The following is a 22,983-nucleotide window of genomic DNA, read 5'->3' as shown; positions in this document are numbered from 1 at the left end:
CTCAACTTAGAGTAATGGCCCGGGGGTAGGGAATTGCGTCCGATTCCGCCGAATCGGTCCGGTTGGCGGGGGCGCGCACAAGGGGGCTCACGCAGCGCGCACGGGAGCACGCGGCAGCGCCCGCCCGGCACCGGCCACCACGGCGGTACGCCGGGCGGGGCGTCGGACGGGAGCACCGGGCGGGGGCGGTGGACGGGCCGTCAGCGGGCGGCCGGGGCCAGGTCCTCCGGGAACAGCCGCAGCCGGTGGGCCAGCGCGGCCGCCTCGCCCCGGCCGGCCACCGCGAGCTTGCCGAGGATGTTGGAGACGTGCACGCTCGCGGTCTTCGGCGAGATGTACAGTTCCTCGGCGATCTGCCGGTTGGTGCACCCCCGGGCGAGCAATCGGAGCACGTCCCGCTCACGGGGGGTGAGGCCGAGGGATTCACCGGCCGGCAGTGCCGGAGCGGGCACCGGGCGGTCCGCGACGAGCGCCAGTCCGGCCCGCGCGGCCAGCGCGTCGATCTCGGCCCGCAGTCCGGCGTCGGACCGGGCGGACGCCAGTTCCCGCGCCTCGCGCAGGAGTTCGACGCCGGATTCGCGGCGTCCGGCCAGCACCTCGGCCTCGCCGGCCCGCAGCAGCGCGACCGCCAGCGGGTACGGCAGCCCGGTCGGGCGCAGCGCCGCGACCGCGGTGGCCCACTGCTCGGGGGTGTCCGCCCCCTCGGCGCGGGCCAGTTCGGCCTCCAGCAGCCGGGCCCAGCCGTGGTGCAGCGGCACGGTCGGGGTCAGCCCGGCCGCCGTCCCGGCGATCCTGGCCAGCACGGCGGCCCGGCCCCGGTCGGCCTCCGGCAGGCCCCGGCTGTCCGCCTCGGCGGCGGCGCCGTCCACCAGCAGCGGGTAGAGGTCGGCGAGGTAGCCGCACCGGAGGTCCTCGTCCAGGGCGGCGATCAGCTCGGCGCGGGCGTCCAGCGGGCGGCCGGCCCCGGCGGCGACCCGCAGCGCCAGCCGCGCGATCGGGACGGAGTGCTGGAGCTGGCCGATCCGGTTGGCCGCCCTGGCCTGGGCCAGCATCGCGGCGGCGCCGGGCAGGTCGCCGCGGAGCAGGGCGAGTTCGCCGCGCATCCGGTCCAGGAACTCGGCGTGGGTGCCGGTCGCCCCGACCAGATGGCACTCGGCGAGCACCTGCTCGGCCTCGTCGACCCGCCCGAGGTCCATCAGCGCCTCGGCGAGGTTCCCGGTCAGGATGGTGCCGATGTTGCGCTGGAGGCCGTTGCCCCGGGCCGACTCCAGCCCCTCCCGGGCGAGCGCCGCCGCCTCCTCGGCCCGGCCGAGCCCGCGCTGCATCGAGGCCAGGTTGTTGATGCCGCGCAGCAGGATGTCGGGGGCACCGATCCGCCGGGTGGCCTCCACCGCCGCGGTGAGCTGGGCGACCGCGGCCTCCGGGTCGGAGTCGAGGTCGTTGCGCAGCCCGCCGAGCGTCATCAGGGCGTGCTGCTCGATGGCGTCCGCGCCCACCTCGCGGGCGATCCGGACCGCCCGCTCGGCGAGTTCGACCAGCTCGGGCCGGGGGTTGGAGAGCATCCCGTTGCCGGCGCCGAGGGCGAACACCTCGGCCTGGACGGCGGACGGCGGCAGGTGCTCGACCAGCCGGTGCGCGTACGCGATCTCCGCCTCGTCGCCGGAGCGGCGCAGGTGGCCGAGCATCCGGGCCCGGTTGATCCGGAACCAGGCGGCGCGGGCCGGGTGCTCGGTCTCGTCGACCAGCTTGAGCGCCCGCCGGGCCAGGCTCAGCCCGCGCTCGCGGTCCCCGCTGCGGCGGGCCGCGACCACCGCCTCGGCCAGCACGTCGATCAGGCAGAGCCGGTCGCAGTGCTCGTCGTGCCGGTCCACGTCGCAGGAGCAGGGCGGGTAGGTCTCGGCCCAGTCGTGCGGGCGCAGGGTGCCCGCCAGCACCTCATCCGGGACCTCGTCCCAGAGCTCCAGGGCCCGTTCCAGCATCCGCAGCTGCTCGGCGAAGGCATTGCGCCGGCGGGCGGCCCTGGCGGCCTCCAGGGCGGTCGGCAGGGCCCGGGCCGGGTCGTGGGCGTGGTACCAGTAGTTGGCCAGCCGGGCGGGGCGGACGTCGGAGCCGACCAGGTGCGGATCGGCCTCCAGCGCGGCGGCGAAGCGCCGGTTGATCCGGTGCCGCTCGCCCGGCAGCAGGTCGTCCGAAACCGCCTCCCGGACCAGCGCGTGCCGGAACCGGTAGCCGTCGCCGTCGGTGTCCGGGCGCAGGATGTTGGCGCCGACCGCGACCCGGAGCGAGTCGATCAGCTCCTCCTCGTCCTCCAGGACGGCGGCGAGCAGGGCGTGCTCGACGTAGGAGCCGCCCTCGGCGGCGATCCGCAGCACCCGCTGGGTCTGCTCGTCCAGCGCCTCGACCCGGACCAGCAGCATGTCCCGGAGCGAGTCGGTGAGCCCGGCCGAGCAGCCCTCGCGGAAGGCGGTGGCCAGCTCCTCGACGAAGAAGGGGTTGCCCTCGGAGCGGCGGTGGATCCGGTCGACCAGCTCCCGGTCCGGGGCGGCGGTGCCGAGGATGCCGGCCAGCTGCGCGGCCACCTCGCCGGGCCCGAACCGCTCCAGCTCGGCCCGCTGCACGGTGCGCAGCCGCTCCAGCTCGGCCAGGAACGGCCGCAGCGGGTGGCGGCGGTGCAGGTCGTCGCTGCGGTAGGTGGCGACCAGCAGCACCCGGGCCCGGTGCAGGGTGCGGACCAGGTAGGCCAGCAGCTCCCGGGTGGAGCGGTCGGACCAGTGGAGGTCCTCGACGGCGAGCACGAGGGTACGGTCCGTGCCGAGTCGTTCGAACAGCCTCGCGGTGTGCTCGAACAGCCGGGCTCGTCCGTACTCGTCGTTGGGTTCGCCGTCGGCCTCGCCGAAGTCCGGCATCAGCCGGGCGAGGTGCCCCTCCATACCGGCCGCGGCGGTCTCCAGCTCGGTGCCAAGGCTCCGGTGCAGCCGGCGCAGCGCGGTGGCCAGCGGCGCGTAGGGCAGGCCCTCGGCGCCGATCTCCAGACAGCCGCCGACGGTGGTGACCACGCCGTCGAGGCAGGCCTGACGGAGGAACTCCTCCAGCAGCCGGGTCTTGCCGACGCCGGCCTCGCCGCCGATCAGCACGGTCTGCGGCTGGCCGTCCCCGGCCCTGCGCATGGCGTCCAGCAGGACGGTGAGTTCCGGATCGCGGCCGACGAAGACGGGACTCACCGATATCTGCTGCATGGAGGCGAGCATGCCATAGAGGTCGGGTGCGCTCCGAGGGGTTATCCCGCCCCCCGGACGCCCGGAAGGGGAGGCGCACCCCCGTGTCGCCTCCCCTTCCGGTCCTTGCTCGGCACCTTGGTGCCGGTTCGTCAGCATTCGCGCGGGCGGACGGTGCGCCGCTGGAGGCGGAAGCCGACGTTCGGGCGCCAGCCGGTGCGCTTGGCACCCTTCGCCTCGCGGACCAGGCGCTCGTGGTCGGCCAGGGCCCGGAGTTCCAGTTCCTGCTGCTTGATGAGCTCGTACTCGATCACGGTGTTTCCCCTTGTGGGTTTCGGTGTCTCTCTCGTTCTGAGGTAAAGATTCCTCTCCCAGGGGGGTGGGCCGCATCGGCAGCCTGCCGGATGTTCCGGGCCCCGACCGCCTTAGGTCCGGGGTCCCGGGTACGGCAAAGGCCCGGCCCTACCCCTTATGAAGGGTAAGACCGGGCCTTAGGGCTCTAAGTAGCCCTTAGAACGCCTTAGGCGCCTTGGAAACTCAGGCAGAAACGCCCAGCTTCTCAAGGATCAGATCCTTGACCCGGGCCGCGTCGGCCTGACCGCGGGTGGTCTTCATGACCGCGCCGACCAGCGCGCCGACCGCGGCCACCTTGCCGTCACGGATCTTGGCGGCGATCGCCTCGTTCTCGGCGATGGCCTGGTCCACGGCGGCACCGAGCGCGGAGTCGTCCGAGACCACGGCCAGGCCGCGCTGCGCGACGACCGCGTCCGGCTCGCCCTCGCCGGCCAGCACGGCCTCGATGACCTGACGGGCCAGCTTGTCGTTCAGCTTGCCCTCGGCGACCAGCGCGGCGACCCGGGCGACCTGCGCCGGGGTGATCGGCTGCTCGGCCAGCTCGGTGCCGGTCTCGTTGGCCCGGCGGGCCAGCTCGCCCATCCACCACTTGCGGGCCTGGTCGGCCGGGGCGCCGGCGGCGATGGTCTCCTGGATCGGCTCGACGGCGCCGGCGTTCAGCACCGACTGCATGTCCTTGTCCGTCAGGCCCCACTCGGCCTGCAGCCGGGCCCGGCGCACCCGGGGCAGCTCGGGCAGACCGGCGCGCAGCTCCTCCACCCAGGCGCGGGCCGGCGCGATCGGCACCAGGTCCGGCTCCGGGAAGTACCGGTAGTCCTCGGCGTTGTCCTTGATCCGGCCGGCGGTGGTGCTGCCGTCCTCCTCGTGGAAGTGCCGGGTCTCCTGGACGATCGTGCCGCCGTCGGTCAGCACCGTGGCGTGCCGCTGGATCTCGAAGCGGGCGGCCCGCTCCACGCTGCGCAGCGAGTTGACGTTCTTGGTCTCCGAGCGGGTGCCGAAGGTCTCGGTGCCGTTCGGGCGCAGCGACAGGTTGACGTCGCAGCGCATCTGGCCCTTGTCCATCCGGGCCTCGGAGACGCCCAGCGAGCGGATGACCTCGCGCAGCTCGGCGACGTACGCGCGGGCGACCTCGGGGGCGCGCTCGCCGGCCCCCTCGATCGGCTTGGTGACGATCTCGATCAGCGGGATGCCGGCCCGGTTGTAGTCCAGCAGCGAGTGGGTCGCGCCGTGGATCCGGCCGGTCGCGCCGCCGACGTGGCTGGACTTGCCGGTGTCCTCCTCCATGTGGGCGCGCTCGATCTCCACCCGGAAGGTCGAGCCGTCCTCCAGCTGCACGTCGAGGTAGCCGTTGAAGGCGATCGGCTCGTCGTACTGCGAGGTCTGGAAGTTCTTCGGCATGTCCGGGTAGAAGTAGTTCTTCCGCGCGAACCGGCACCACTCAGCGATCTCGCAGTTCAGCGCCAGGCCGATCTTGACCGCCGACTCCACGCCGATCGCGTTGACGACCGGCAGCGAGCCCGGCAGGCCCAGGCAGGTCGGGCAGACCTGGCTGTTCGGCTCGGCGCCCAGCTCGGTCGAGCAACCGCAGAACATCTTGGTCTTGGTGCCCAGCTCGACGTGGACCTCCAGGCCCATCACCGGGTCGAACGACGCGAGCGCGTCCTCGTAGGAGACCAGGTTCTTGACGCTCACAGCGTCCCCTTCACTAAAAAGTCTTCGGTGGTGCGGGCCCGGCCTGCACCTCGGGTGCAGGCCGGGGCCTCACGGGCTGGGTCAGCCCAGCAGGACGTCGTCGTCGCCGAGGCGGCGCAGCTCACGGACCAGCAGGGCCGTGCCGGTGACCAGGGCGGCGGCGCCGACCAGGGCGTTGACCAGCTTGAGGGTGTCGCTCTCGCCGCGGGCCTTGCGCACGTCCTTGACGATGGAGATCGCGCCGAAGGCGCTGGTGCCGATGGACAGCCAGAGCCCGGGCTTGGAGTGCTTCCACCCCTTCAGCGATGCCGACTGGGCCTTGGCGTTCTCGATCTTGCTCACAGTGCCGGTGCCTCCTCCAGCAGGGTGTGCCCCCACTTGTCGTTGAGTGCGGCCTCGACGGCGCCGCCCACGCGGTACAGGCGGTCGTCCGCCATCGCGGGTGCGATGATCTGCAGGCCGACCGGGAGATTGTCCTCCGGGGCCAGGCCGACCGGCAGCGACATGGCCGCGTTGCCCGCAAGGTTGGACGGAATCGTGCACAGGTCGGCCAGATACATCGCCATCGGGTCGTCGGCGCGCTCGCCGATCGGGAAGGCGGTGGTCGGCGTGGTCGGCGAGACCAGCACGTCCACGCCCGCGAAGGCGGCGTCGAAGTCGCGGGAGATCAGCGTCCGCACCTTCTGGGCCGAGCCGTAGTAGGCGTCGTAGTAGCCCGAGGACAGCGCATAGGTGCCCAGGATGATGCGGCGCTTCACCTCGGGGCCGAAGCCGGCCTCGCGGGTCAGCGCGGTGACCTCCTCGGCCGAGCGGGAGCCGTCGTCGCCGACCCGCAGGCCGTAGCGCATCGCGTCGAAGCGGGCCAGGTTGGACGAGGCCTCGCTCGGGGCGATCAGGTAGTACGCCGGCAGCGCCAGGGTGAAGGACGGGCAGGAGACCTCGACGACCTCGGCGCCCAGCTCGCGCAGCAGCTCCACCGACTCGTTGAAGCGCTGCATCACGCCGGCCTGGTAGCCCTCGCCGGAGAACTCCTTCACCACGCCGATCCGCATGCCGCGCACGTCGCGCAGCTTCGCGGCCTCGACCACGGCCGGGACCGGGGCGTCGATCGAGGTGGAGTCCAGCGGGTCGTGGCCGGCGATCGCCTCGTGCAGCAGCGCCGCGTCCAGAACGGTGCGGGCGCAGGGGCCGCCCTGGTCCAGGCTGCTGGAGAAGGCGACCAGGCCGTAGCGCGACACCGAGCCGTAGGTCGGCTTCACGCCGACGGTGCCGGTGACGGCGCCGGGCTGGCGGATCGAGCCGCCGGTGTCGGTGCCGATCGCCAGCGGCGCCTCGAAGGCGGCCAGCGCGGCGGCCGAACCGCCGCCGGAGCCGCCGGGGATCCGGGAGAGGTCCCACGGGTTGCCGGTCGGGCCGTAGGCGGAGTTCTCGGTGGAGGAACCCATCGCGAACTCGTCCATGTTGGTCTTGCCGAGGATCACCACGCCGGCGTCCTTGAGACGCGTGGTCAGGGTGGCGTCGTACGGCGGGATCCAGCCTTCGAGGATCTTCGAACCGCAGGTGGTCGGCACGCCCTTGGTGGTGAAGACGTCCTTCAGCGCCAGCGGGACGCCGGCCAGCGGGCCCAGCTCCTCGCCCTTGGCGCGCTTCTCGTCGACGGCCCGGGCGGCGCTCAGCGCGCCCTCGGTGTCGACGTGCAGGAAGGCGTTGACCTTCTTGTCGACGGCCCCGATGCGGTCCAGGTGCGCCTGGGCCACCTCGACGGCGGACACCTCGCCCTTGGCGACGGCGGCGGCGGTCTCGGCCGCGGTGTAACGGATGAGCTCGGTCATGGGTCAGTCCTCCCCGAGGATCTGGGGCACACGGAAACGCTGCTCCTCGGCGGCCGGGGCCCCGGCCAGCGCCTGGTCCGGGGTGAGCGACGGCCGGACCTCGTCCGCGCGCATGACGTTGGTCAGCGGCAGCGGGTGGGAGGTGGGCGGGACGTCCTGTCCGGCGACCTCGGAAACGCGGGCGACCGCGCCGATGATCACGTCCAGCTGCTCGGCGAAGTGGTCCAACTCTTCGGCCTGCAACTCAAGACGCGACAGCCGAGCGAGGTGGGCGACCTCCTCGCGCGTGATGCCAGGCATGCAGCGATCCTCAGGGTGAGTTCTGGTGAGGCCCGGATCCGCCTTCCGGCGGCGCCGGGCCCGGGCCGGGAGCCGCCTGTCCGGCGCTCCCGTCCTCGTGGTCTGTGGTCCCCATCCTATGGGGCACGGCCCGGCCACCGGCCAACGACCGGCGGTGGGACCCGGTCACCCTCGTCGCGCGGCGGCCTCACTGCGGGCGGGTCGGCGCCCAACTCTGCTGCTTGGGCGCCTGGATCTCCAGCTTCGCCGCCTGCGCCGCCTGGATCACCGGCGGCAGGACGGGCTGGATCGCGGGCGGCAGCCGGTCGGCGGCGGAGCCGAGCCGCTCCACCGGCGGGGCGCCGGTGCGGTGCACCCGCAGCCAGGCGGTGGCCTGCTCGGCCGGCAGCGCCGCCGACACCAGCCAGCCCTGCACCGCGTCCACGCCCATGCAGTTCAGCCGCTCCCAGGTCTCGTCGTCCTCGACACCTTCGGCGACCACGGTCAGGCCGAGCGAGTGGGCCAGCTCGACCGAGCAGCGGACCACCGCCGCGTCGTGGTCGTCGGTGGCCATCCGGGAGACGAAGGAGCGGTCGATCTTCAGCTCGCCGACCGGCAGGCTGCGCAGCCGTACCAGCGAGGAGTGGCCGGTCCCGAAGTCGTCCAGGGACATCCCGACCCCGTAGCCGCGCAGCTCCGCCAGGGTGTCGGCGGCCCGGCGGGAGTCGTCCAGCAGCAGCCGCTCGGTGATCTCCAGCTGGAGCGCGTGGGCCGGCACCTGGTGGCGGACGAGGTGGCCGGCGACCCGCTGGGCGAAGCCGGGGTTGAGCACGTCGCGCGGCGAGACGTTCACCGCGACCTGCACCTGGAGGCCCTGCTCGCGCCACTGGGCGAGCTGGCCGACGGCGGCCTCCAGCACGTAGTCGGTCAGCCGGGGCATCAGCCCGCTGGACTCGGCGAGGCCCACGAACTCGTCCGGGGAGACCCGGCCCTGGCCGGGACGCTCCCAGCGCAGCAGCGCCTCCAGACCGACCACCCGGCCGTCGAAGGCCACCTTGGGCTGGTAGTGCAGCTGGACCTCGCCGGTCTCCAGGGCCCGCCGCAGATCGCCCAGCAGGCCGATCCGGTACGGGGTGTCGGCGTCCTGGGCCTCGTCGTACTGCTCCACCGAGGTGCGGCCGCGCTGCGCGTGCCCCATCGCCACGTCGGCGCGGCGCAGCAGCGACTCGGCGTCCTGGGCGTGCTGCGGGAAGACGCAGACGCCCGCGCTGGCCTCCAGCACCAGCAGCAGTCCGTCCAGGCGGATCGGGGCGGCCAGTTCGGCGATCAGCGCCTTGGCCACCTTCTCCAGCGAGTCCGGGCAGCCGATGCCGGGCAGCAGGACGGCGAACTCGTCACCGCCCATCCGGGCCACCATCGGGCGGCCGCGGTAGTGCCGGGGAAGTCCGGCGAAGACGTCGTCGATGGACTCGCGGGTGGCGCTGCCGGCGGCCCCGCCGGAGCGCAGTGCCCGGTGCAGCCGGCGGGCGATGTGGACGAGCAGACGGTCGCCGGCGGTATGGCCGAGGGTGTCGTTGAGCGATCGGAAGCGATCGAGGTCGAGCAGGATCAGTCCGACGCTGTAGCCCTCGGTGTGCTCGGCGATCGACTCCTGGGCGGCGAGGAGTAACGCCTGGCGGTTGGGCAGATCGGTCAGCGGGTCGGTGAGCTGGTCGCGCGCCCGGTCGCGGGCGATCCGCCAGGCCGCGACCAGGACGGCCAGCGGCACCGCGAACAGTGGCAGCAGCTCCGGCTCGTAGCGGTAGACCAGCACGGCCAGCGGGATGAGCGGCGCGGCGCCGGCCAGCAGCACGCCGAGCAGCAGGACCGCTCCCGCCACCCCCTGCGGCGGGCGTGTGGGCGCACCGCCGGTCGTACGATCCATAAGCCCAGTCCTCCGTCGGGCCCGCCCCGTCAGGCCGCCTAGCGGTGAGGCACCGTCCCGGTGCCGGCAGCCTGCCAGGCATGGAGCGGCCCCGCGGAGTCCGGCTCGGCCGGTACCCCCACCCCTGCTGACACTCTGTTGCGCTCCAGGGTATGCGCGGCTTCACCCGACGGGCAGACTTTCGGACAACCGGACATACGCCACCGCGCTGGGTGCCGCACAGTGTCACGATGCCCGCTAACACTGTGCGGCACCCGATGACGTTGCATCAGGACGATAACAAGCCGGATTCGGGGCTTCCGCGCGCGGGGTCAGCCCTCGGCGCCCTCCTCGACGGGCTCCGCGGCGGCCTCGCCGGCGGTCCCGGCGACGGCCGGTGCCCCCACCTCGGGATCCTTCGCCGCGGCAGCACTTTCACCGTCCTCGGCGGCGTTCTTGGCGGCGGCCTTCTTCCGGGCCGGCGCCTTCTTCGCCGGCTCCTCCGGCGGCTCCGCCGGCAGCCCCAGGTGGACCCGGGCGGCGGCCGAGCCCTGCTCCAGCAGGATCGTGAAGCCCGCGTCGTCGAGGACCGGCAGCCCCAGCTGAACTGCCTTGTCGTACTTGGACCCGGGGTTGTCACCAGCGACCACGAAGTGGGTCTTCTTCGACACCGAACCGGTCACCTTCGCACCCCGCGAGGTCAGCGCCTCCTTGGCGCCGTCCCGGGTGTGCCCGGCCAGCGTTCCGGTGACCACGACGGTCAGCCCCTCCAGGGGGCGCTCGCCCTCCTCCTCGGTGGCCTCCTCGGTGAACCGGACCCCGGCCGCACGCCACTTCTCGACGATCTCCCGGTGCCAGTCCACCTGGTACCACTCGACGATCGAGCGCGCGGTGCCCGCGCCGACCCCCTCGGTGGCGGCCAGCCGCTCCTCGCTCGCCGCGAAGATCGCGTCCAGGTCGCGGAACTCCCGGGCCAGGTCCTGGGCGGCGACCGGGCCGACGTGCCGGATCGAGAGGCCGTTGAGGAAGCGCCAGAGCGGGCGGTCCTTGGCCTTCTCGATGTTCTCCAGCATCAGCCCGGTGTTCTTCTTCGGCGCACCGGCGGTGGTGGCGAAGAAGAACACCTCCTTCTCCTCGCCGGTCTCGTCGTCCAGCTTCGGCATACCGGTCTTCTGGTCGCGCACCAGCACCTTGATCGGCAGCAGCCGCTCCACCGTCAGACCGAAGATGTCGCCCTCGTTCCCCACCGGCGCCTCGGCCGGCTCCAACGGCTGGGTCAGCGCGGTGGCGGCGACATAACCGAGGCCCTCGATGTCCAGCGCCGAGCGCCCGCCGAGGAAGGCGATCCGCTCCCGGATCTGGGCCGGGCAGAACTGGGCGTTGGGGCAGCGCAGATCGATGTCCCCCTCCGCCATCGGCCGCAGCCCGGTGCCGCACTCGGGGCAGTGCGAGGGCATCACGAACGCCTGCTCGCTGCCGTCCCGCAGGTCGTACACCGGGCCGAGGATCTCCGGGATCACGTCGCCGGCCTTGCGCAGCACCACGGTGTCGCCGAGCAGGACGTCCTTGGCCTTGACCACGTCCTGGTTGTGCAGGGTCGCGTACTGCACCATCGAACCGGCCACCTTCACCGGCTCGGCCAGCACCGCGTACGGGGTGGCCCGGCCGGTGCGGCCGATCCCGACCTTGATCGCGGCGAGCTTCCCGGTGACCTCCTCCGGCGGGTACTTCCAGGCGATCGCCCAGCGCGGGGACTTCGAGGTGGAGCCGAGCCGGCCCTGCAGGGCGATCTCGTCCACCTTGACGACCACGCCGTCGATCTCGTGCTCGACCGAGTGCCGCTGCTCGCCGAAGTGCGCGATGAACTCCCGCACCTCCGCCAGCGTGCCGACCACCCGGTTGTGCCGGGCCGTGGGCAGGCCCCAGCCGCGCAGCAGGTCGTAGGCGTGCGACTGGTTGTCGATGTCGAAGCCGACCCGGGCGCCGATGCCGTGCACCACCATCCGCAGCGGACGGGAGGCGGTGATCAGCGGGTCCTTCTGGCGCAGCGAGCCGGCCGCGGCGTTCCTCGGGTTCATGAACAGCCGGATCATCGCCCGGGGCCGCTTGCCCTCCTTGGCGCGCTCCTCGTTCTCCAGCCGGCGGCGCTCGTTCTCCTCCGCGAAGGAGGCGTTGAGCCCCTCGAAGGCCTCGGTCGGGAAGTAGACCTCGCCGCGGATCTCGACCAGCTCGGGCACGTTGTCGCCGGTGAGCCGGTGCGGGATCGCCTCGATGGTGCGGACGTTGGCGGTGATGTCCTCGCCGACCCGGCCGTCGCCCCGGGTCGCGGCCTGCGTCAACTGGCCGTTCTCGTAGGTGAGGTTGACGGCCAGGCCGTCCACCTTGAGCTCGCACAGGTAGTGGTGGTCGATCCCGGCCAGCTCGCCGGCGACCCGCTCGGCCCAGGCGGCGAGCTCCTCGTCGTCCATCGCGTTGTCCAGGCTGAGCAGCCGCTCCCGGTGCTCGACCGGGGCGAACAGCAGGGTCGGTGCGCCGCCGACCCGCTGCGAGGGCGACTCCGGGGTGACCAGGGCGGGGTGCTCCGCCTCCAGCCCCTCCAGCTCGCGCATCAGCGCGTCGAACTCGGCGTCACTGACGACCGGAGCGTCCTGCTCGTAGTACCGGGCCCGGTGGTCCGTGATCTCGGCGGCCAGCTCGGCGTGCCGCTTGCGCACCTCCGCCGGAACGTCCTCCCAGCCCTCGACAGCCACCACCGCAAGCCCTCCGTCAATCTCTCATTCCGGGTTGTCCACCAGGCTCCGGGCCGCGTTCACACTGAGTGACAGCGCCCGACGGGCAAAGTCCGGGGAGGCCCCGGCCAGCCCGCAGGTCGGCGTCACCAGTACACGGCGGCCCAGCAGCTCCGGGGAGAACCCGAGCCTGCGCCACAACGCCCTGACACCCTGGACACTACCGGCCGGGTCCGACAGTGCCGTTGATTGAGCGAGCGCCCGCTCGGTGGAGGGGACGACGCCCGCGAGGATCACGGTGCCGGCGTCGATCGCCTCGCCGAACTCCTCGTCCTCACGCTCGGTCAGCAGCGAGAAGTCCAGCGAGACACCGGCGACCCCGGCCCGGCGCAGCAGCGGCAGCGGCACCCGGGGCGCGCAGCAGTGCACCACCACGGGTGCGTCCAGGGCGCCGATCACGTCCCGCAGCGCCTCCTCGGCGCGCTGCCGGTCGACGGAGCGCAGCCGCTGGAAACCGCTCGCGGTCCGCACCTCGCCGGACAGCACGGCGGGCAGCGAGGGCTCGTCGAGCTGGAGCACCAGCTCCGCCCCGGGCACCCGGCGGCGGACCTCGGCGAGGTGGCGGCGCAGGCCCTCGGTGAGCGAACCGGCGATGTCCCGGCAGGCGCCCGGGTCGGCGAGCGCCTTCTCGCCGTACTTGAGCTCGATCGAGGCCGCCAGCGTCCACGGCCCCACCGCCTGCACCTTGAGCGCGCCGGTGTAGCCCTGGGTGAACTCCTCCATCGCGTCGAGGTCCTCGCCCAGCCAGGAGTGGGCCCGCCGGGTGTCCCGGCCCGGACGGTCGGCGAAGCGCCAACCGCTCGGCTCGGTCTGCGCGAACAGCTCGACCAGGAGGCCGGCGGAACGGCCGATCATGTCGGCGCCCGGCCCCCGGGCGGGGAGTTCGGGGAGGAACGGCAGGTGCTCCAGCGCGCCGGTGGAGGTCCGGGCGGCCTCCCGGGCGTCGGTGCCGGGCAGCGATCCGACGCCGGTGGCGGCGCCGACCAGTTCGGGGAAGGGAAGTCCGTTGCTCACGGCCGAAGCCTATGGGGTCGGGAACGCCGACGGCCCCGGCACCGGGCGCGGGGCTCGGTGGCGGGGCCGCCGGAGGGTGCGGGCCGGGTGGCGGTCAGTAGCTCTCGCTGCCGCTGTCGTCGACCACGAGGTGCACCGGCGCACCGCTGGCGTTGTGGAGCACGACCGTCCTGTTGGCCGGATCGACCGGGACCACGGCCTGGTTGGCGACGGTCTGCCCGGCCTCGAAGTTGAGCGTGGAGGTGTCCGGGACCGGTCCGACGCCGGAGTACGCCGTGAGGTGGCCCGCGGCCCCCGGCTCGGTCACCGTGACGTTCAGGGTGGCCGAGGCCGGGTAGCTCCCCGCGCCCGCGAAGACGGTCAGGGAGCCCCAGGCCGGGACGGTGCCCGCCGGGCGGTAGTAGGGACGCCCCCAGCTCAGCCGGGTGTCCATGATCCGGGTCGGCCCGCCCGGGTAGAACGCGATCCGGCCCTCGGCGCTGTGGTGGCCGGCCAGGTCGGCGATCAGGTGCACGGTGCCGCCGGAGCGGTTGTAGAAGGACACCTTGCCGTCCTTCACCGGCACCGTCACCAGGTTGGCGACAGTCCTACCGGCCGTCCAGTTCAGGTTCGAGGTGTCCGGCGCCGCGCCACCGTGCGGGTAGACCGTCAGATGGCCGTCCTGCTCCGGCTCGGTGACCGTCACGTTCATCGTCACGGCCGTGGCCCCGGCCGCACCCGCGACCGGCAGCTCCAGCGTGCCGAAGGCCGGGACGGCCCGGGCCTGCGGCACCCCGATCGGCGCCCGGGTGTCCAGCACCCGGGTCGGGCCCTGCGGGTGGAAGAGCTCGCCCGTGACGCCGTAGTAGCCCGCCAGGTCGGCGATCACGTGCACGGTCCCGCCGGAGTGGTTGTAGAACGACACCTTGCCGTCCTTCACCGGCACCGTCACCTGGTTCGGAACCGTCCGGCCCGCGACCCAGTTCAGGGTGGAGGCGCCCGGCCGGTCCTGGCCGTGCGGGTAGACCGTGAGGTCGCCGTCCCGCGTCGGCTCGGTCGCCGTCACGGTCATCGTCACCGCGGTGACACCGGTCGCCGGGACCCCGGCCACCCCCGTGACCGCCAGGTCGAGCGTCCCCCCGGCCGGCACCGCCTGCGCGGACGGGACCCCGATCGCCGAGCGGGTGTCCAGCAGCCGCACCGGGCCCGCGGGCGTGTACGCACTGCCCACCCCGAGGAACTCCTGCGCGCCCCGGTCCCGAGTGCCGTGGCCGGTACCGGTGTTGGGCAGCGTCGGGTCGTCCACCGGGGTCCTGCCCTGGCGGTCGGTGGCGAGCATGCCGGGGGCGTTCTCGTCGGCCGAGTCGATCAGGTGGTTGAGCGGCTCGTTCGGCCCCCGCCAGAAGGTCGTCGGCGACACGAAGTCGTGGGCGCCCTGACCGCCGGCCGCCGTGAACGACGGCTGGTCGGCGTACTCGGTGCCGGCCCACTTGTAGGGGGTGCCGCCGCTGCGCGAGTCGACGACGTTGTAGTCCACCTTCGTCCCGGCGACGGCGCTCGCGGCGACCGTGATGCCGGTCGCCCGGTAACTCCAGGTGTCGCACGGCGAATCGATGTCGCGTCCCGCGTTGACCGCGTTGTTCTCGACCGTGGCCCCGACCGAGGCCCCGGTCAGCACGATGCCCGGGGAGCAGGACCCGAGGGTGCTGTTGCCGACCACCACGGTGTTCGGGGCGCTGTCGACCAGGACGGACGCGTGGTCCTCGCCGGTGCTGGAGATGATGGAGTTCGTGCTGACGACGGTCCCGGTGGAGCCGCCGTCCACCGTGACCACCGGCCCCTGCGCGCCATGGACGCTGGCCCGGGCGTAACGGACCCGCTCGGAACCGCCGGTGACCCGCACACCGGTGCCGCCGGTGCCGCTGACCCCGGTGAACGAGACGTCCCGCGCCCCGTCGGCCAGCACCACCGGCCGGCCGGCGGCCGCCTCGACCTCCAGGTACTCGAACACGACGTAGCGGGCGCCCCGGACGGTGAGGCCGCCGCCGGGGTGGGCGGAGGAGCCGATCACGGCGCTGCCGCCGTAGCCCGGCTCGTACGGCGACGGACCACGGAAGGTGATCGGCGACCCGGCCGTACCGGAGCGGGTGATCGTCAGATCGGTCTCCTCGTACTCGCCCCTGGCGATCTCGACCGTCTGTCCCGGCCCGGCCACCGCCGCCGCGGCGGCCACGTGGCAGTACGGGACGGCCCGGGTGCCGGGGCCGCCGTCGGCGCAGCCGGCCGAGGTGATGTCGACGTAGAGCGTGGTGACGGCGGCCTGCGCGCCGCCCGCGCCGACGGCCGGCGGGCCGACCGTCCCGAGCAGTGTCGCGCCGACGACCAGCGCGGTGCGAAGCCTGGTGCGAAGTCCGGTGCGGATGCTGGTTCGGATGCTGTGCATGGAACTCCCCCTGACGGGCCCGGTGCCGTGTCCCGTCCTCCGGTCCCGGTCGGCCCCGGAGGACGCACGGATGATGCCACGGACGGCCGCCCCCGAACCACGGAGGCCCGCACTCCACCCGCACGCCCCAGCGCAGCGGCCCCGCCACCGAGCACGAGCGCTCGGTGGCGGGGCCGCGAGGTGGGGCGGGCCGGGTGGGACCGGTCAGTAGCGCTCGACGCCGTAGCGGTCGACCACGAGGTGCAGCGGCGCGCCGCTGGCGTTGTAGAAGGTGACCTGGTCGCTGCCGTTCTTCATCGGCACCACGACCTGGTTGGCGACGGTGTCGCCGGGCGCGAAGTTGAGGACGGACGTGTCGTTCGGGCTGCCCGCCGAGTACGCCTTGAGATGCCCCTCGGCACCCGGCTCGGTCACGGTGACGTTCAGGGTCACGTCGGCCGGGTAGCTGCCCCAGGACGGGTAGACGGTGACGGAACCCCAGGCCGGAACGACAGCCGGCAAGCGGTACTGCGGGCGGCTCCAGTACTCCCGGGTGTCCATGATCCGCGACGGGCCGGAGGGGTAGTAGGCGGCCCGCCCGTCGGCGCCGTAGTGGCCGCTCAGGTCGGCGACCAGGTGCACCGTCCCGCCGGAGTGGTTGTAGAACGACACCTTGCCGTCCTTCACCGGCACCGTCACCAGGCCGGCGACGGTCCGGCCCGCCGTCCAGTTCAGGTTCGAGGTGTTCGGCGCGGCGTCACCGTGCGGGTAGACGGTCAGGTGCCCCTCCTGCTCCGGCTCGGTGACCGTCACGTTCATCGTCACGGCAGTGGCCCCGGCCGCGCCCGCGACCGGCAGCTCCAGCGTGCCGAAGGCCGGGACGGCCTGGACCTGCGGTACCCCGATCGGCTCCCGGGTGTCCAGCACCCGGACCGGGTCCTGCGGCTGGAAGAGGGCACCCTTGGTGCTGTAGTAGCCCGCCAGGTCCGCGATCACGTGCACGGTGCCGCCGGAGTGGTTGTAGAACGACACCTTGCCGTCCTTCACCGGCACCGTCACCTGGTTCGGGACCGTCCGGCCCGCGACCCAGTTCAGGGTGGAGGTGGTCGCCCTCTCGTCGATCATCGAGGAGGGACTCGACCAGGCGTAGCCGAACGGGCGTACCGCGAGGTCGCCGTCCCGCGTCGGCTCGGTCGCGGTGACGGTCATCGTCACGGCCGTCACACCGTCGGCCGGCACCCCGGCCACGCCCGTGACCGGCAGGTTGACCGTCTCCCCCGGCGCCACGGCCCGCGCCTGCGGGACCCCGATCGGCGCCCGGGTGTCCAGCAGCCGCACCGGGCCCACCGGCGTGTACGCGCTGCCGCCGGTCCGGTCCTCGTACGCGCCCCGGTCGCGGATTCCGCTGCCGGTACCGGTGTTGGGCACCGTCGGGTCGTCCTGCGCCGTGTTCCCCTTGAGGTCGACGGTCAGCATGCCGGGCGCGTTCTCGTCGGCCGAGTCGAACTGGTGCTTGGGCGCGTCGGGCCGGTTCCGCGCGTCCCTGGACGTGGGCTCGACGAAGTCGTGGGCGCCCTGTCCGCTGGCCGCCGTGAAGGCCGCCCGGTCCGTGTAGCCGGTGCCGGCCCAGTCGTAGGCGGCCGACCCGCTGCGCGAGTCGACCACGTTGTAGTCGAGCTTCAGACCGGCCGTGGCGCTCCGGTCGACGGTGATGCCGACGGCCGGGGTGCTCGCGTCGCAGCGGTCGCCGCGCTCGTTCACGGTGTTGATGACGTTGTTCTCGACCGTGGTGCCGGCGGAGGCACCGGTCAGGACGAGGCCCTTCGAGCAGTCCCCGAGGGTGTTGCTCACGACGACGGTGCCCGGGGCGCCGTCGACCCGGACGGAGCCGGCCGTGTTGGTGCTGAGCAGGGTCCCGGTCGAGCCGCCGTCCACCGTGATGTCGGAGAAGCCGCTGCGGACGGCACTGACCCGCTCGGAACCGTTGGTGACCCGCAGCGCCGGGCCGCCGGCCAGACCGACCTCCGAGAAGGACACGTCGCGCGAGCCGTCGACGAGCACGGCCGTGTTCTGCGGTCCGGTCAGAACCTTCAGCAGCTCGAACCGGACGTGCTGGGCCCCCTTGACGGTGAGCCCCCCGCCGGGCTTGTCGGAGGTGCCGAGGTAGGCCCAGCCCGAGTTGTACGGCGCGGGCTGTCCGGCCGTCGGGCCGCGGAAGGTGATGGGTGCCTCGGCCGTGCCCGAGTGGTCGACGGTCACGGGCTCGACGTAGGTGCCGTCGGCGATCTGGACCGTCTGGCCGGGCCGGGCCGCGGCGGCCGCGGCGGCCACCGTGCAGTAGGGCCGGGCCAGGGTGCCCGTGCCGTCGTCGGCGCAGGCGGCCTTGGCCGAGTTGTTGACGTAAAGAGTGGTGGCGGCCGCCTGCGCGCCGCTCGTCGCGACGGCCGGCAGGCCGACCGTTCCGAGCAGCGTCACGCCGACCGCAAGTGTCGTGCGAATTCTGGACATGGAACCCCCCTGACAGGCCGACGGCCTGACAACATGTCAATCCTCTGCACCCGGACAGGCCGAGGACGAACGGACGAACCCAAGGACGACCTTCGCGCCTTCACGGTTCCCCCGCCGAAAAGCCGGGGCGCCGGACCTGCCGGCGCCCCGTTCGTGGACCTCCTACCGCCCCGGGCGGACGGTGATGTCGGTGATCTCCGCGTCCCGGGAGGCGTCCAGCGCCGCCAGGACCGCCTTCGCCACCGACTCCGGCTCGATCCACTGGCCGGCGTCGTACACCCGGCCCTCCTGCTGGTGCACCTTGACCTGCATCGCGGTGGCAGTGCGGCCCGGGTACACCGAGGTGACCCGCACGCCGTTGCCGTGCTCCTCCAGCCGCAGCGAGTCGGCGAGGGCCCGCAGCCCGTGCTTGCTCGCCGCGTACGCCGACCAGTCGGCGCTCGCCCGCAGCCCGGCACCGGAGTTGACGAACACCACATGGCCCTTGGCCAGCCGCACCGAGGGCAGCAGCAGCCTGGTCAGCTCGGCGGGGGCGACCAGGTTGACGTTCAGGGTCTCCTGCCAGGCCTTGACCGGCAGTTCGCCGACCGGGGCCAGCTCGACCATGCCCGCCACGTGCAGCAGCGAGTCCAGCTCGACCGGCGGCGTCTGGTGCCCGAGGGCCCAGGAGAGCTTCGCCGGGTCGGCGAGGTCGCCGACCAGGGTCCGCGCGCCGGGGAAGCGCTCGCGCAGCTCGGCGGCGCGGCGGGCGTCGCGGGCCAGCAGCCAGAGCTCGTCCCCGCGCTCGGCGAGACGGGTGGCGAGGACGGCGCCGATGCCGGAGCCGGCGCCAGTGATCAGATGAGAGGCCATGACCGTGATCCTCTCAGCCCTTGAGCTGTTCGAAGACCTGGGCCGGGGCGTCGGCGAAGGTGATCAGCTCGCCCAGCGGGCGGGGCAGGAAGCCCTCGGCCTCCATCCGCTCCAGCTGGGTGCGCAGCCCCGCGTAGAAGCCCTCGGTGTCCAGCACCACCACCGGCTTGTCGTGCAGCGCGTGCTTCTTCAGCTCCAGCACCTCGGTCACCTCGTCCAGGGTGCCCAGCCCGCCGACCAGGACCACCACCGCGTCCGCGCGCATCAGCAGCTGCGCCTTGCGCTCGGCCAGGTCGGCGGTGGTGACCAGCTCGTCGGCCCCGTCGTACGCCTTGTGCTTCAGGAACTCGACGGAGATGCCGACCAGCCGCCCCCCGGCAGCCTTCACCCCGTCGGCGAGCAGCCCCATCAGCCCGGCGTTCGACCCGCCCCACACCAGGGTGTGCCCGCCCTCCCCGAGCAGCCGGGCGAACTCGGCGGCGGGGGCCGAGTAGCGGTCGTCGAGCGAGTACGCGGAGCAGAAGACGCAGATATTCATAGTGCTTCCCGGTCTATCACGCCCCCGCACCCCCGCTCACCGGGTTTGTCCGCCGCCTCAGTCCTTGTACGGGACGAGCACCGCCAGGTCCAGCGTGAAGCCGAACGGCTCCGGAATGCCGATCCCGTCACCGAACTTCCGGTCCGTGCGGGTGTGGTAGCGGTCGTGGTCGGGCTCGGAGAACAGCGTCACCGTCCGCTCGCGCGGGTCCACGATCAGGTAGAGCGGGATCTGCATCACGGCGTAGTCGTGCAGCTTCACGCCACGCCCTCCAGGCGACTCGCGACCGTCAGCCGAGCAGTTGCCGCCCGTCATGGGACCGCGTGGCCGGTGCGGCACTGTCCCGGAGCGCATCCAGCACTCGCACCGCGTACACCTCGGCCATGCGGTCGGACACCTCGGCCGGTGCGAGCCAGGCGACGGCGGTCGACTCCTCCGAGAGCCGCTCGCTCCCGCTCTCCGGTCGGCAGCGGAACACCAGGGCGACGATTCCGCGGTTCACGTTCTTGTAGACGCCGGTCAGCCGCTCCACGCCGACCTTGATCCCGGTCTCCTCGAACACCTCGCGCCGGACGCCGTCCTCGACCGCCTCCGTCAGCTCCAGCACTCCGCCCGGCGGCTCCCAGGTCCCGTTGTCGGCCCGCCTGATCGCCAGCACCCGGCCGTCCTCCCGCACCACCACCCCGGCGACGGACACCGAGTGGAGCGGCGTTGACCGGCGATTCCCGGTGCGGTCACTCATGCGCTGGAGCATACGACCCCCGACCCACCTGGGCATGTCGGTCCGAGAGGACACCCAGGACGGCGACCAGACCTGCGGCAAGACGGTCCGCAGGGGTGGGCTCGTCGGGGGCCTGCGCCGACCGGTGGGACGCCAGGCGGGCGGCGAGCCAACCCGGGGAGGCCCAGCCGGCCTCGATGGCCGTGGCAGTGACCCGGCGCAGCAGGTCGTCACTCGGGACGGCGCGGGCGGACTCCTGGAGGCCGGGCGGCAGGTGCTCGGTCATCCGCTCCCAGCCCGTGGGGTCGGGCGGTGCGGGCTGCTCGCTCGCGCGCGAAGTGGTACCTGTCACCACAACAGCAACCATCTTCTCTGCCTGGTAAGGGACTTCCTGGTTGAATCCGCACGTGCGGAGCTTCGAGCCTTCACGTGCGGACTTGCCCGAATCCGCACGTGCGGACCTCTTCTCGCCGCAGCGCGGTTGCGGCAGCAGCACGCGCGGACCTGACCGACTCCGCGCGTGCGGACTTACCCGCGTCGCAGCGGAGCTGCTCCTGCTTGACACGCCGGGCGTCGGCACGCAGGACGGCGAGGGCGGCGTCCCAGTCGGGGACGCCGCCCAGGGGCATGGTGACGGCGTAGCCGCGCACCCGGACGGAGAGGTAGGCCGCCTGGGCGGCGGCCGCCTCCGGTCGGCTGTTGAGCATCACCCGGGCGTTGTCGAGACCCGCGACGAGAGCGTGGTGCATCCGGGTGGCGACGCCTCGGCGGCGCCACCCGGGCCGGACCGCCAGCTCGAAGAGGCCGAACGTGCGCTTCCCGTCCTCGTGCCGGAGCTCGCTCGACACCGGGTCGGTCAGGGTGTCCCACCACCGGGTGGTCGCCGACAGCGGGTACCCGTACGCCATCCCCACGACCACGTCGCCATCGAACGCGATCGCCGCCCGGAAGCCCCGCCGACGTACCTGGGAGCGGAACCGCCGAAACGCCCGCTCCACGTCGGCCAGCCCCTCGCCGTAGGGAGGCTCAGCGAAAGCTTCCGCGAACACCTCCCTCAGCTGGCACTCAACCGCCGCTGACTGCGGGCCGTCGACAAGACGAACCAGCTCCGTGGTTCCAGTGGGCCGCCGATTCAACCGACTATTCCCCGAGTGCGTGGCGGAGCCAGTCGAGCGAGTCGGTTGCCAGGATCGCTTCGGCCAGGTCGTTGGCGGTCTTCGTGGTCAACCGCCTGCGGCTGTTGTCGATCCACCGCTGGGCGTTCTCGTAGCCCTGGGCCAGGTACTCGACGCCTTGGATCATGCACTCCAGCTTGTCGGCATCCCTGGCGCAGACCGCTTCGGGGGATTCCTTGGCCTCGTACTCGGCGACGAGGTCCCGCACTGTCGATGCCAGGACCTCCGGCATGCCCGCGACCTGGTCGGCCGTGACCGCCTCCGCATCGGCGCTGGTTGCGTACTTCTTCCCGACGTAGTTCACGTCGCCGGTCCGCGTCTCCGCGACGTCGTGCCAGGTGGCGAGGAACGCGGCCCGCGCGGGGTCCGCGCCTTCGAGCTTGGCGATGATCGACGCGAGGAGCGAGGTCCGCCAGGAGTGCTCGGCAACCGACTCGGGATCGCGGACGCCGGCCATCCACCAGCCGGTGCGCTTGGTGTGCTTGAGCGTCCCGGCCTCGAACAGGAATCGCGCCACCGGGGACAGATCGTCGGACACCCTCGGACTCCTCTCACGCCTCGGCGAGGCGAATTGCGTAACGAACGCTTTCGAGCTCACGCCGCGCCCGCGTCGAAACCTCAGCGCTATCCAACATCACGGGAAGCCGTTCGCGCAGGACAGTTGTCGCCACTCCCGAGCGCAGCAGGTTCGGCCGCACCTGGAGCAGGGACCACACCGTGTGGATGTTCAGATCGAGGTAGCCGTGGTCGACGCTCAGACCGTTGGCCAGGTGCGAAAGCAGCTTGTGTCCGGGCCAGGGAGCCGGCGTCGAGTCCACGATGAACCCGTCGGAGAGTTCAAGCGGAAGCTCACCCAGCCAGTACGCCCAGTAGTTGAGGTTCGCAGCTGCGCCGGCGTCATCGGCAAGAGCAGTGTCGATGAAGTAAGCCAGACGGTCCTGATCACCGTGTCGAGCACAGACCATGGCAACAGAGCGCAGGTTGAGCCAGTTGCTCAGCCAATCGCGCGGCCTTTCAGTTCGCTGCTGATGGGCGAGCCACGAGCCGGTGTCGTCACGGTCGTCGAGGCCGGCAAGGTAGAGCGCCTGGCGGCGGAGCAGAAACTGATCGCTTCCGCGAGACTCCTCAGCGGTGCGCCTCATGTTGGCGAAGAAGCGGGCACGTTCGGCTCCGGAGAGCTCCGGTCCGGCTGGTGCAGGCCCTCGCCGTGATCGGGCGGGTGCTGGAAGCTCACGAATACCTCGGGGGGCTTGGCCGTTGAGCGGCCATGCCAGGACCTCGGCGAGGTCACGCTGCATCACCATCGATCCAAGCGGTCCTGCCGTCACCGGCGCCTCGCCTTCGAGCGCACCAGCGAGGAGCACATCCGCTTCAAGAGCGCGTTCAAAGATGTGGAGAAGAGTAGCTGCAGCACCCAGTTGCATGAGCCGGTGCCGGGTCGTGAGCATCTGTCCGACGGGCACGGCAGTGAGCGGCCTACGACCGCTCTCCCATCCCGCGATGGTGTCCGCCGAGACTCCGAGTTGCTCCGCGAATCCTTCCTGAGTGTGGCCCTGTTGCTCGCGTACCACCCGCAGGACGTACCCGGAGACAACCCCCGAGCGTGGGCGACACGAACTTTGCCGACTGGCAGTCAGGGTTTGAATCGACCTGGATCGCACAGGAACCCCCACCTTCGGGAGATCACACCGATGTACTCGTACCCACAGT

19 protein-coding genes are annotated in these 22,983 nt (G+C 72.5%); all 19 read right to left on the bottom strand.

Features of this window, described 5'->3' with window-relative positions:
- Window positions 1-200: 200 nt before the first annotated feature.
- The 19 genes from ADK60_RS09230 to ADK60_RS09150 all read right to left on the bottom strand — a co-directional run bounded on the left by ADK60_RS09230 (window position 201) and on the right by ADK60_RS09150 (window position 22,946).
- The gene (locus tag ADK60_RS09230) at window positions 201-3,236 is read right to left on the bottom strand and encodes a helix-turn-helix transcriptional regulator (RefSeq protein WP_234371000.1); all 3,036 of its coding nucleotides are present in this window, start codon (window positions 3,234-3,236) and stop codon (window positions 201-203) included.
- 131 nt (window positions 3,237-3,367) lie between these two features.
- On the bottom strand, window positions 3,368-3,529 hold the full coding sequence (locus tag ADK60_RS44640) for a hypothetical protein (RefSeq protein WP_159394145.1): 162 nt from the start codon (window positions 3,527-3,529) through the stop codon (window positions 3,368-3,370).
- 223 nt (window positions 3,530-3,752) lie between these two features.
- Entirely contained in the window at window positions 3,753-5,261 is a 1,509-nt protein-coding gene (gatB, locus tag ADK60_RS09225) for an Asp-tRNA(Asn)/Glu-tRNA(Gln) amidotransferase subunit GatB (protein WP_045938939.1), read from the bottom strand.
- Window positions 5,262-5,342: 81 nt separating this feature from the next.
- Window positions 5,343-5,603 carry a hypothetical protein gene (locus ADK60_RS09220; protein ID WP_375977877.1) on the bottom strand — a complete coding sequence of 87 codons (261 nt, stop codon included), beginning with the start codon at window positions 5,601-5,603 and terminating at the stop codon, window positions 5,343-5,345.
- The gene (gene gatA / locus ADK60_RS09215) at window positions 5,600-7,093 is read right to left on the bottom strand and encodes an Asp-tRNA(Asn)/Glu-tRNA(Gln) amidotransferase subunit GatA (RefSeq protein ID WP_053644740.1); all 1,494 of its coding nucleotides are present in this window, start codon (window positions 7,091-7,093) and stop codon (window positions 5,600-5,602) included. The genes ADK60_RS09220 and gatA overlap by 4 nt, the downstream gene beginning before the upstream one ends.
- A 3-nt stretch (window positions 7,094-7,096) precedes the next feature.
- The gene (gene gatC / locus ADK60_RS09210; RefSeq protein ID WP_030302932.1) at window positions 7,097-7,393 is read right to left on the bottom strand and encodes an Asp-tRNA(Asn)/Glu-tRNA(Gln) amidotransferase subunit GatC; all 297 of its coding nucleotides are present in this window, start codon (window positions 7,391-7,393) and stop codon (window positions 7,097-7,099) included.
- A gap of 187 nt (window positions 7,394-7,580) precedes the next feature.
- Entirely contained in the window at window positions 7,581-9,296 is a 1,716-nt protein-coding gene (locus ADK60_RS09205) for a putative bifunctional diguanylate cyclase/phosphodiesterase (protein WP_078896313.1), read from the bottom strand.
- 311 nt (window positions 9,297-9,607) lie between these two features.
- On the bottom strand, window positions 9,608-12,025 hold the full coding sequence (ligA, locus tag ADK60_RS09200) for an NAD-dependent DNA ligase LigA (protein ID WP_079008181.1): 2,418 nt from the start codon (window positions 12,023-12,025) through the stop codon (window positions 9,608-9,610).
- 24 nt (window positions 12,026-12,049) lie between these two features.
- Window positions 12,050-13,078 (bottom strand): methionine synthase, encoded by a 1,029-nt coding sequence (locus ADK60_RS09195; protein ID WP_107094557.1) that lies wholly within the window; start codon window positions 13,076-13,078, stop codon window positions 12,050-12,052.
- Window positions 13,079-13,172: 94 nt separating this feature from the next.
- Window positions 13,173-15,500, bottom strand: a complete 2,328-nt coding sequence (locus ADK60_RS41140; RefSeq protein ID WP_063783098.1) for a right-handed parallel beta-helix repeat-containing protein — start codon at window positions 15,498-15,500, stop codon at window positions 13,173-13,175.
- 204 nt (window positions 15,501-15,704) lie between these two features.
- The gene (locus ADK60_RS09185) at window positions 15,705-17,987 is read right to left on the bottom strand and encodes a right-handed parallel beta-helix repeat-containing protein (RefSeq protein WP_159400363.1); all 2,283 of its coding nucleotides are present in this window, start codon (window positions 17,985-17,987) and stop codon (window positions 15,705-15,707) included.
- Window positions 17,988-18,149: 162 nt separating this feature from the next.
- Window positions 18,150-18,839, bottom strand: coding sequence for an SDR family oxidoreductase (locus tag ADK60_RS09180; RefSeq protein ID WP_045938949.1), 690 nt, complete (start codon window positions 18,837-18,839; stop codon window positions 18,150-18,152).
- 13 nt (window positions 18,840-18,852) lie between these two features.
- Window positions 18,853-19,377, bottom strand: coding sequence for an LOG family protein (locus ADK60_RS09175; protein WP_045938950.1), 525 nt, complete (start codon window positions 19,375-19,377; stop codon window positions 18,853-18,855).
- A 57-nt stretch (window positions 19,378-19,434) separates the two neighbouring features.
- Window positions 19,435-19,638 carry a Uma2 family endonuclease gene (locus ADK60_RS09170; RefSeq protein WP_053644737.1) on the bottom strand — a complete coding sequence of 68 codons (204 nt, stop codon included), beginning with the start codon at window positions 19,636-19,638 and terminating at the stop codon, window positions 19,435-19,437.
- Window positions 19,639-19,666: 28 nt separating this feature from the next.
- Window positions 19,667-20,119: an NUDIX hydrolase gene (locus ADK60_RS09165; protein WP_107094556.1), complete on the bottom strand. Its 453-nt coding sequence runs from the start codon at window positions 20,117-20,119 to the stop codon at window positions 19,667-19,669.
- Window positions 20,112-20,450 carry a hypothetical protein gene (locus ADK60_RS43190; protein ID WP_159400362.1) on the bottom strand — a complete coding sequence of 113 codons (339 nt, stop codon included), beginning with the start codon at window positions 20,448-20,450 and terminating at the stop codon, window positions 20,112-20,114. The genes ADK60_RS09165 and ADK60_RS43190 overlap by 8 nt, the downstream gene beginning before the upstream one ends.
- A 73-nt stretch (window positions 20,451-20,523) precedes the next feature.
- Window positions 20,524-21,096: a GNAT family N-acetyltransferase gene (locus ADK60_RS09160; protein WP_234370999.1), complete on the bottom strand. Its 573-nt coding sequence runs from the start codon at window positions 21,094-21,096 to the stop codon at window positions 20,524-20,526.
- A 142-nt stretch (window positions 21,097-21,238) separates the two neighbouring features.
- The gene (locus tag ADK60_RS09155) at window positions 21,239-21,811 is read right to left on the bottom strand and encodes an HD domain-containing protein (protein WP_053644729.1); all 573 of its coding nucleotides are present in this window, start codon (window positions 21,809-21,811) and stop codon (window positions 21,239-21,241) included.
- A 13-nt stretch (window positions 21,812-21,824) separates the two neighbouring features.
- Entirely contained in the window at window positions 21,825-22,946 is a 1,122-nt protein-coding gene (locus tag ADK60_RS09150) for a helix-turn-helix domain-containing protein (protein WP_053644727.1), read from the bottom strand.
- Window positions 22,947-22,983 lie beyond the last annotated feature (37 nt).

This window comes from Streptomyces sp. XY431 (assembly GCF_001279805.1).
Lineage (GTDB): Bacteria > Actinomycetota > Actinomycetes > Streptomycetales > Streptomycetaceae > Kitasatospora > Kitasatospora purpeofusca.
The sequence above is the reverse complement of the archived record's forward strand: the minus strand, read 5'-3'. Positions and strand labels throughout refer to the sequence as shown.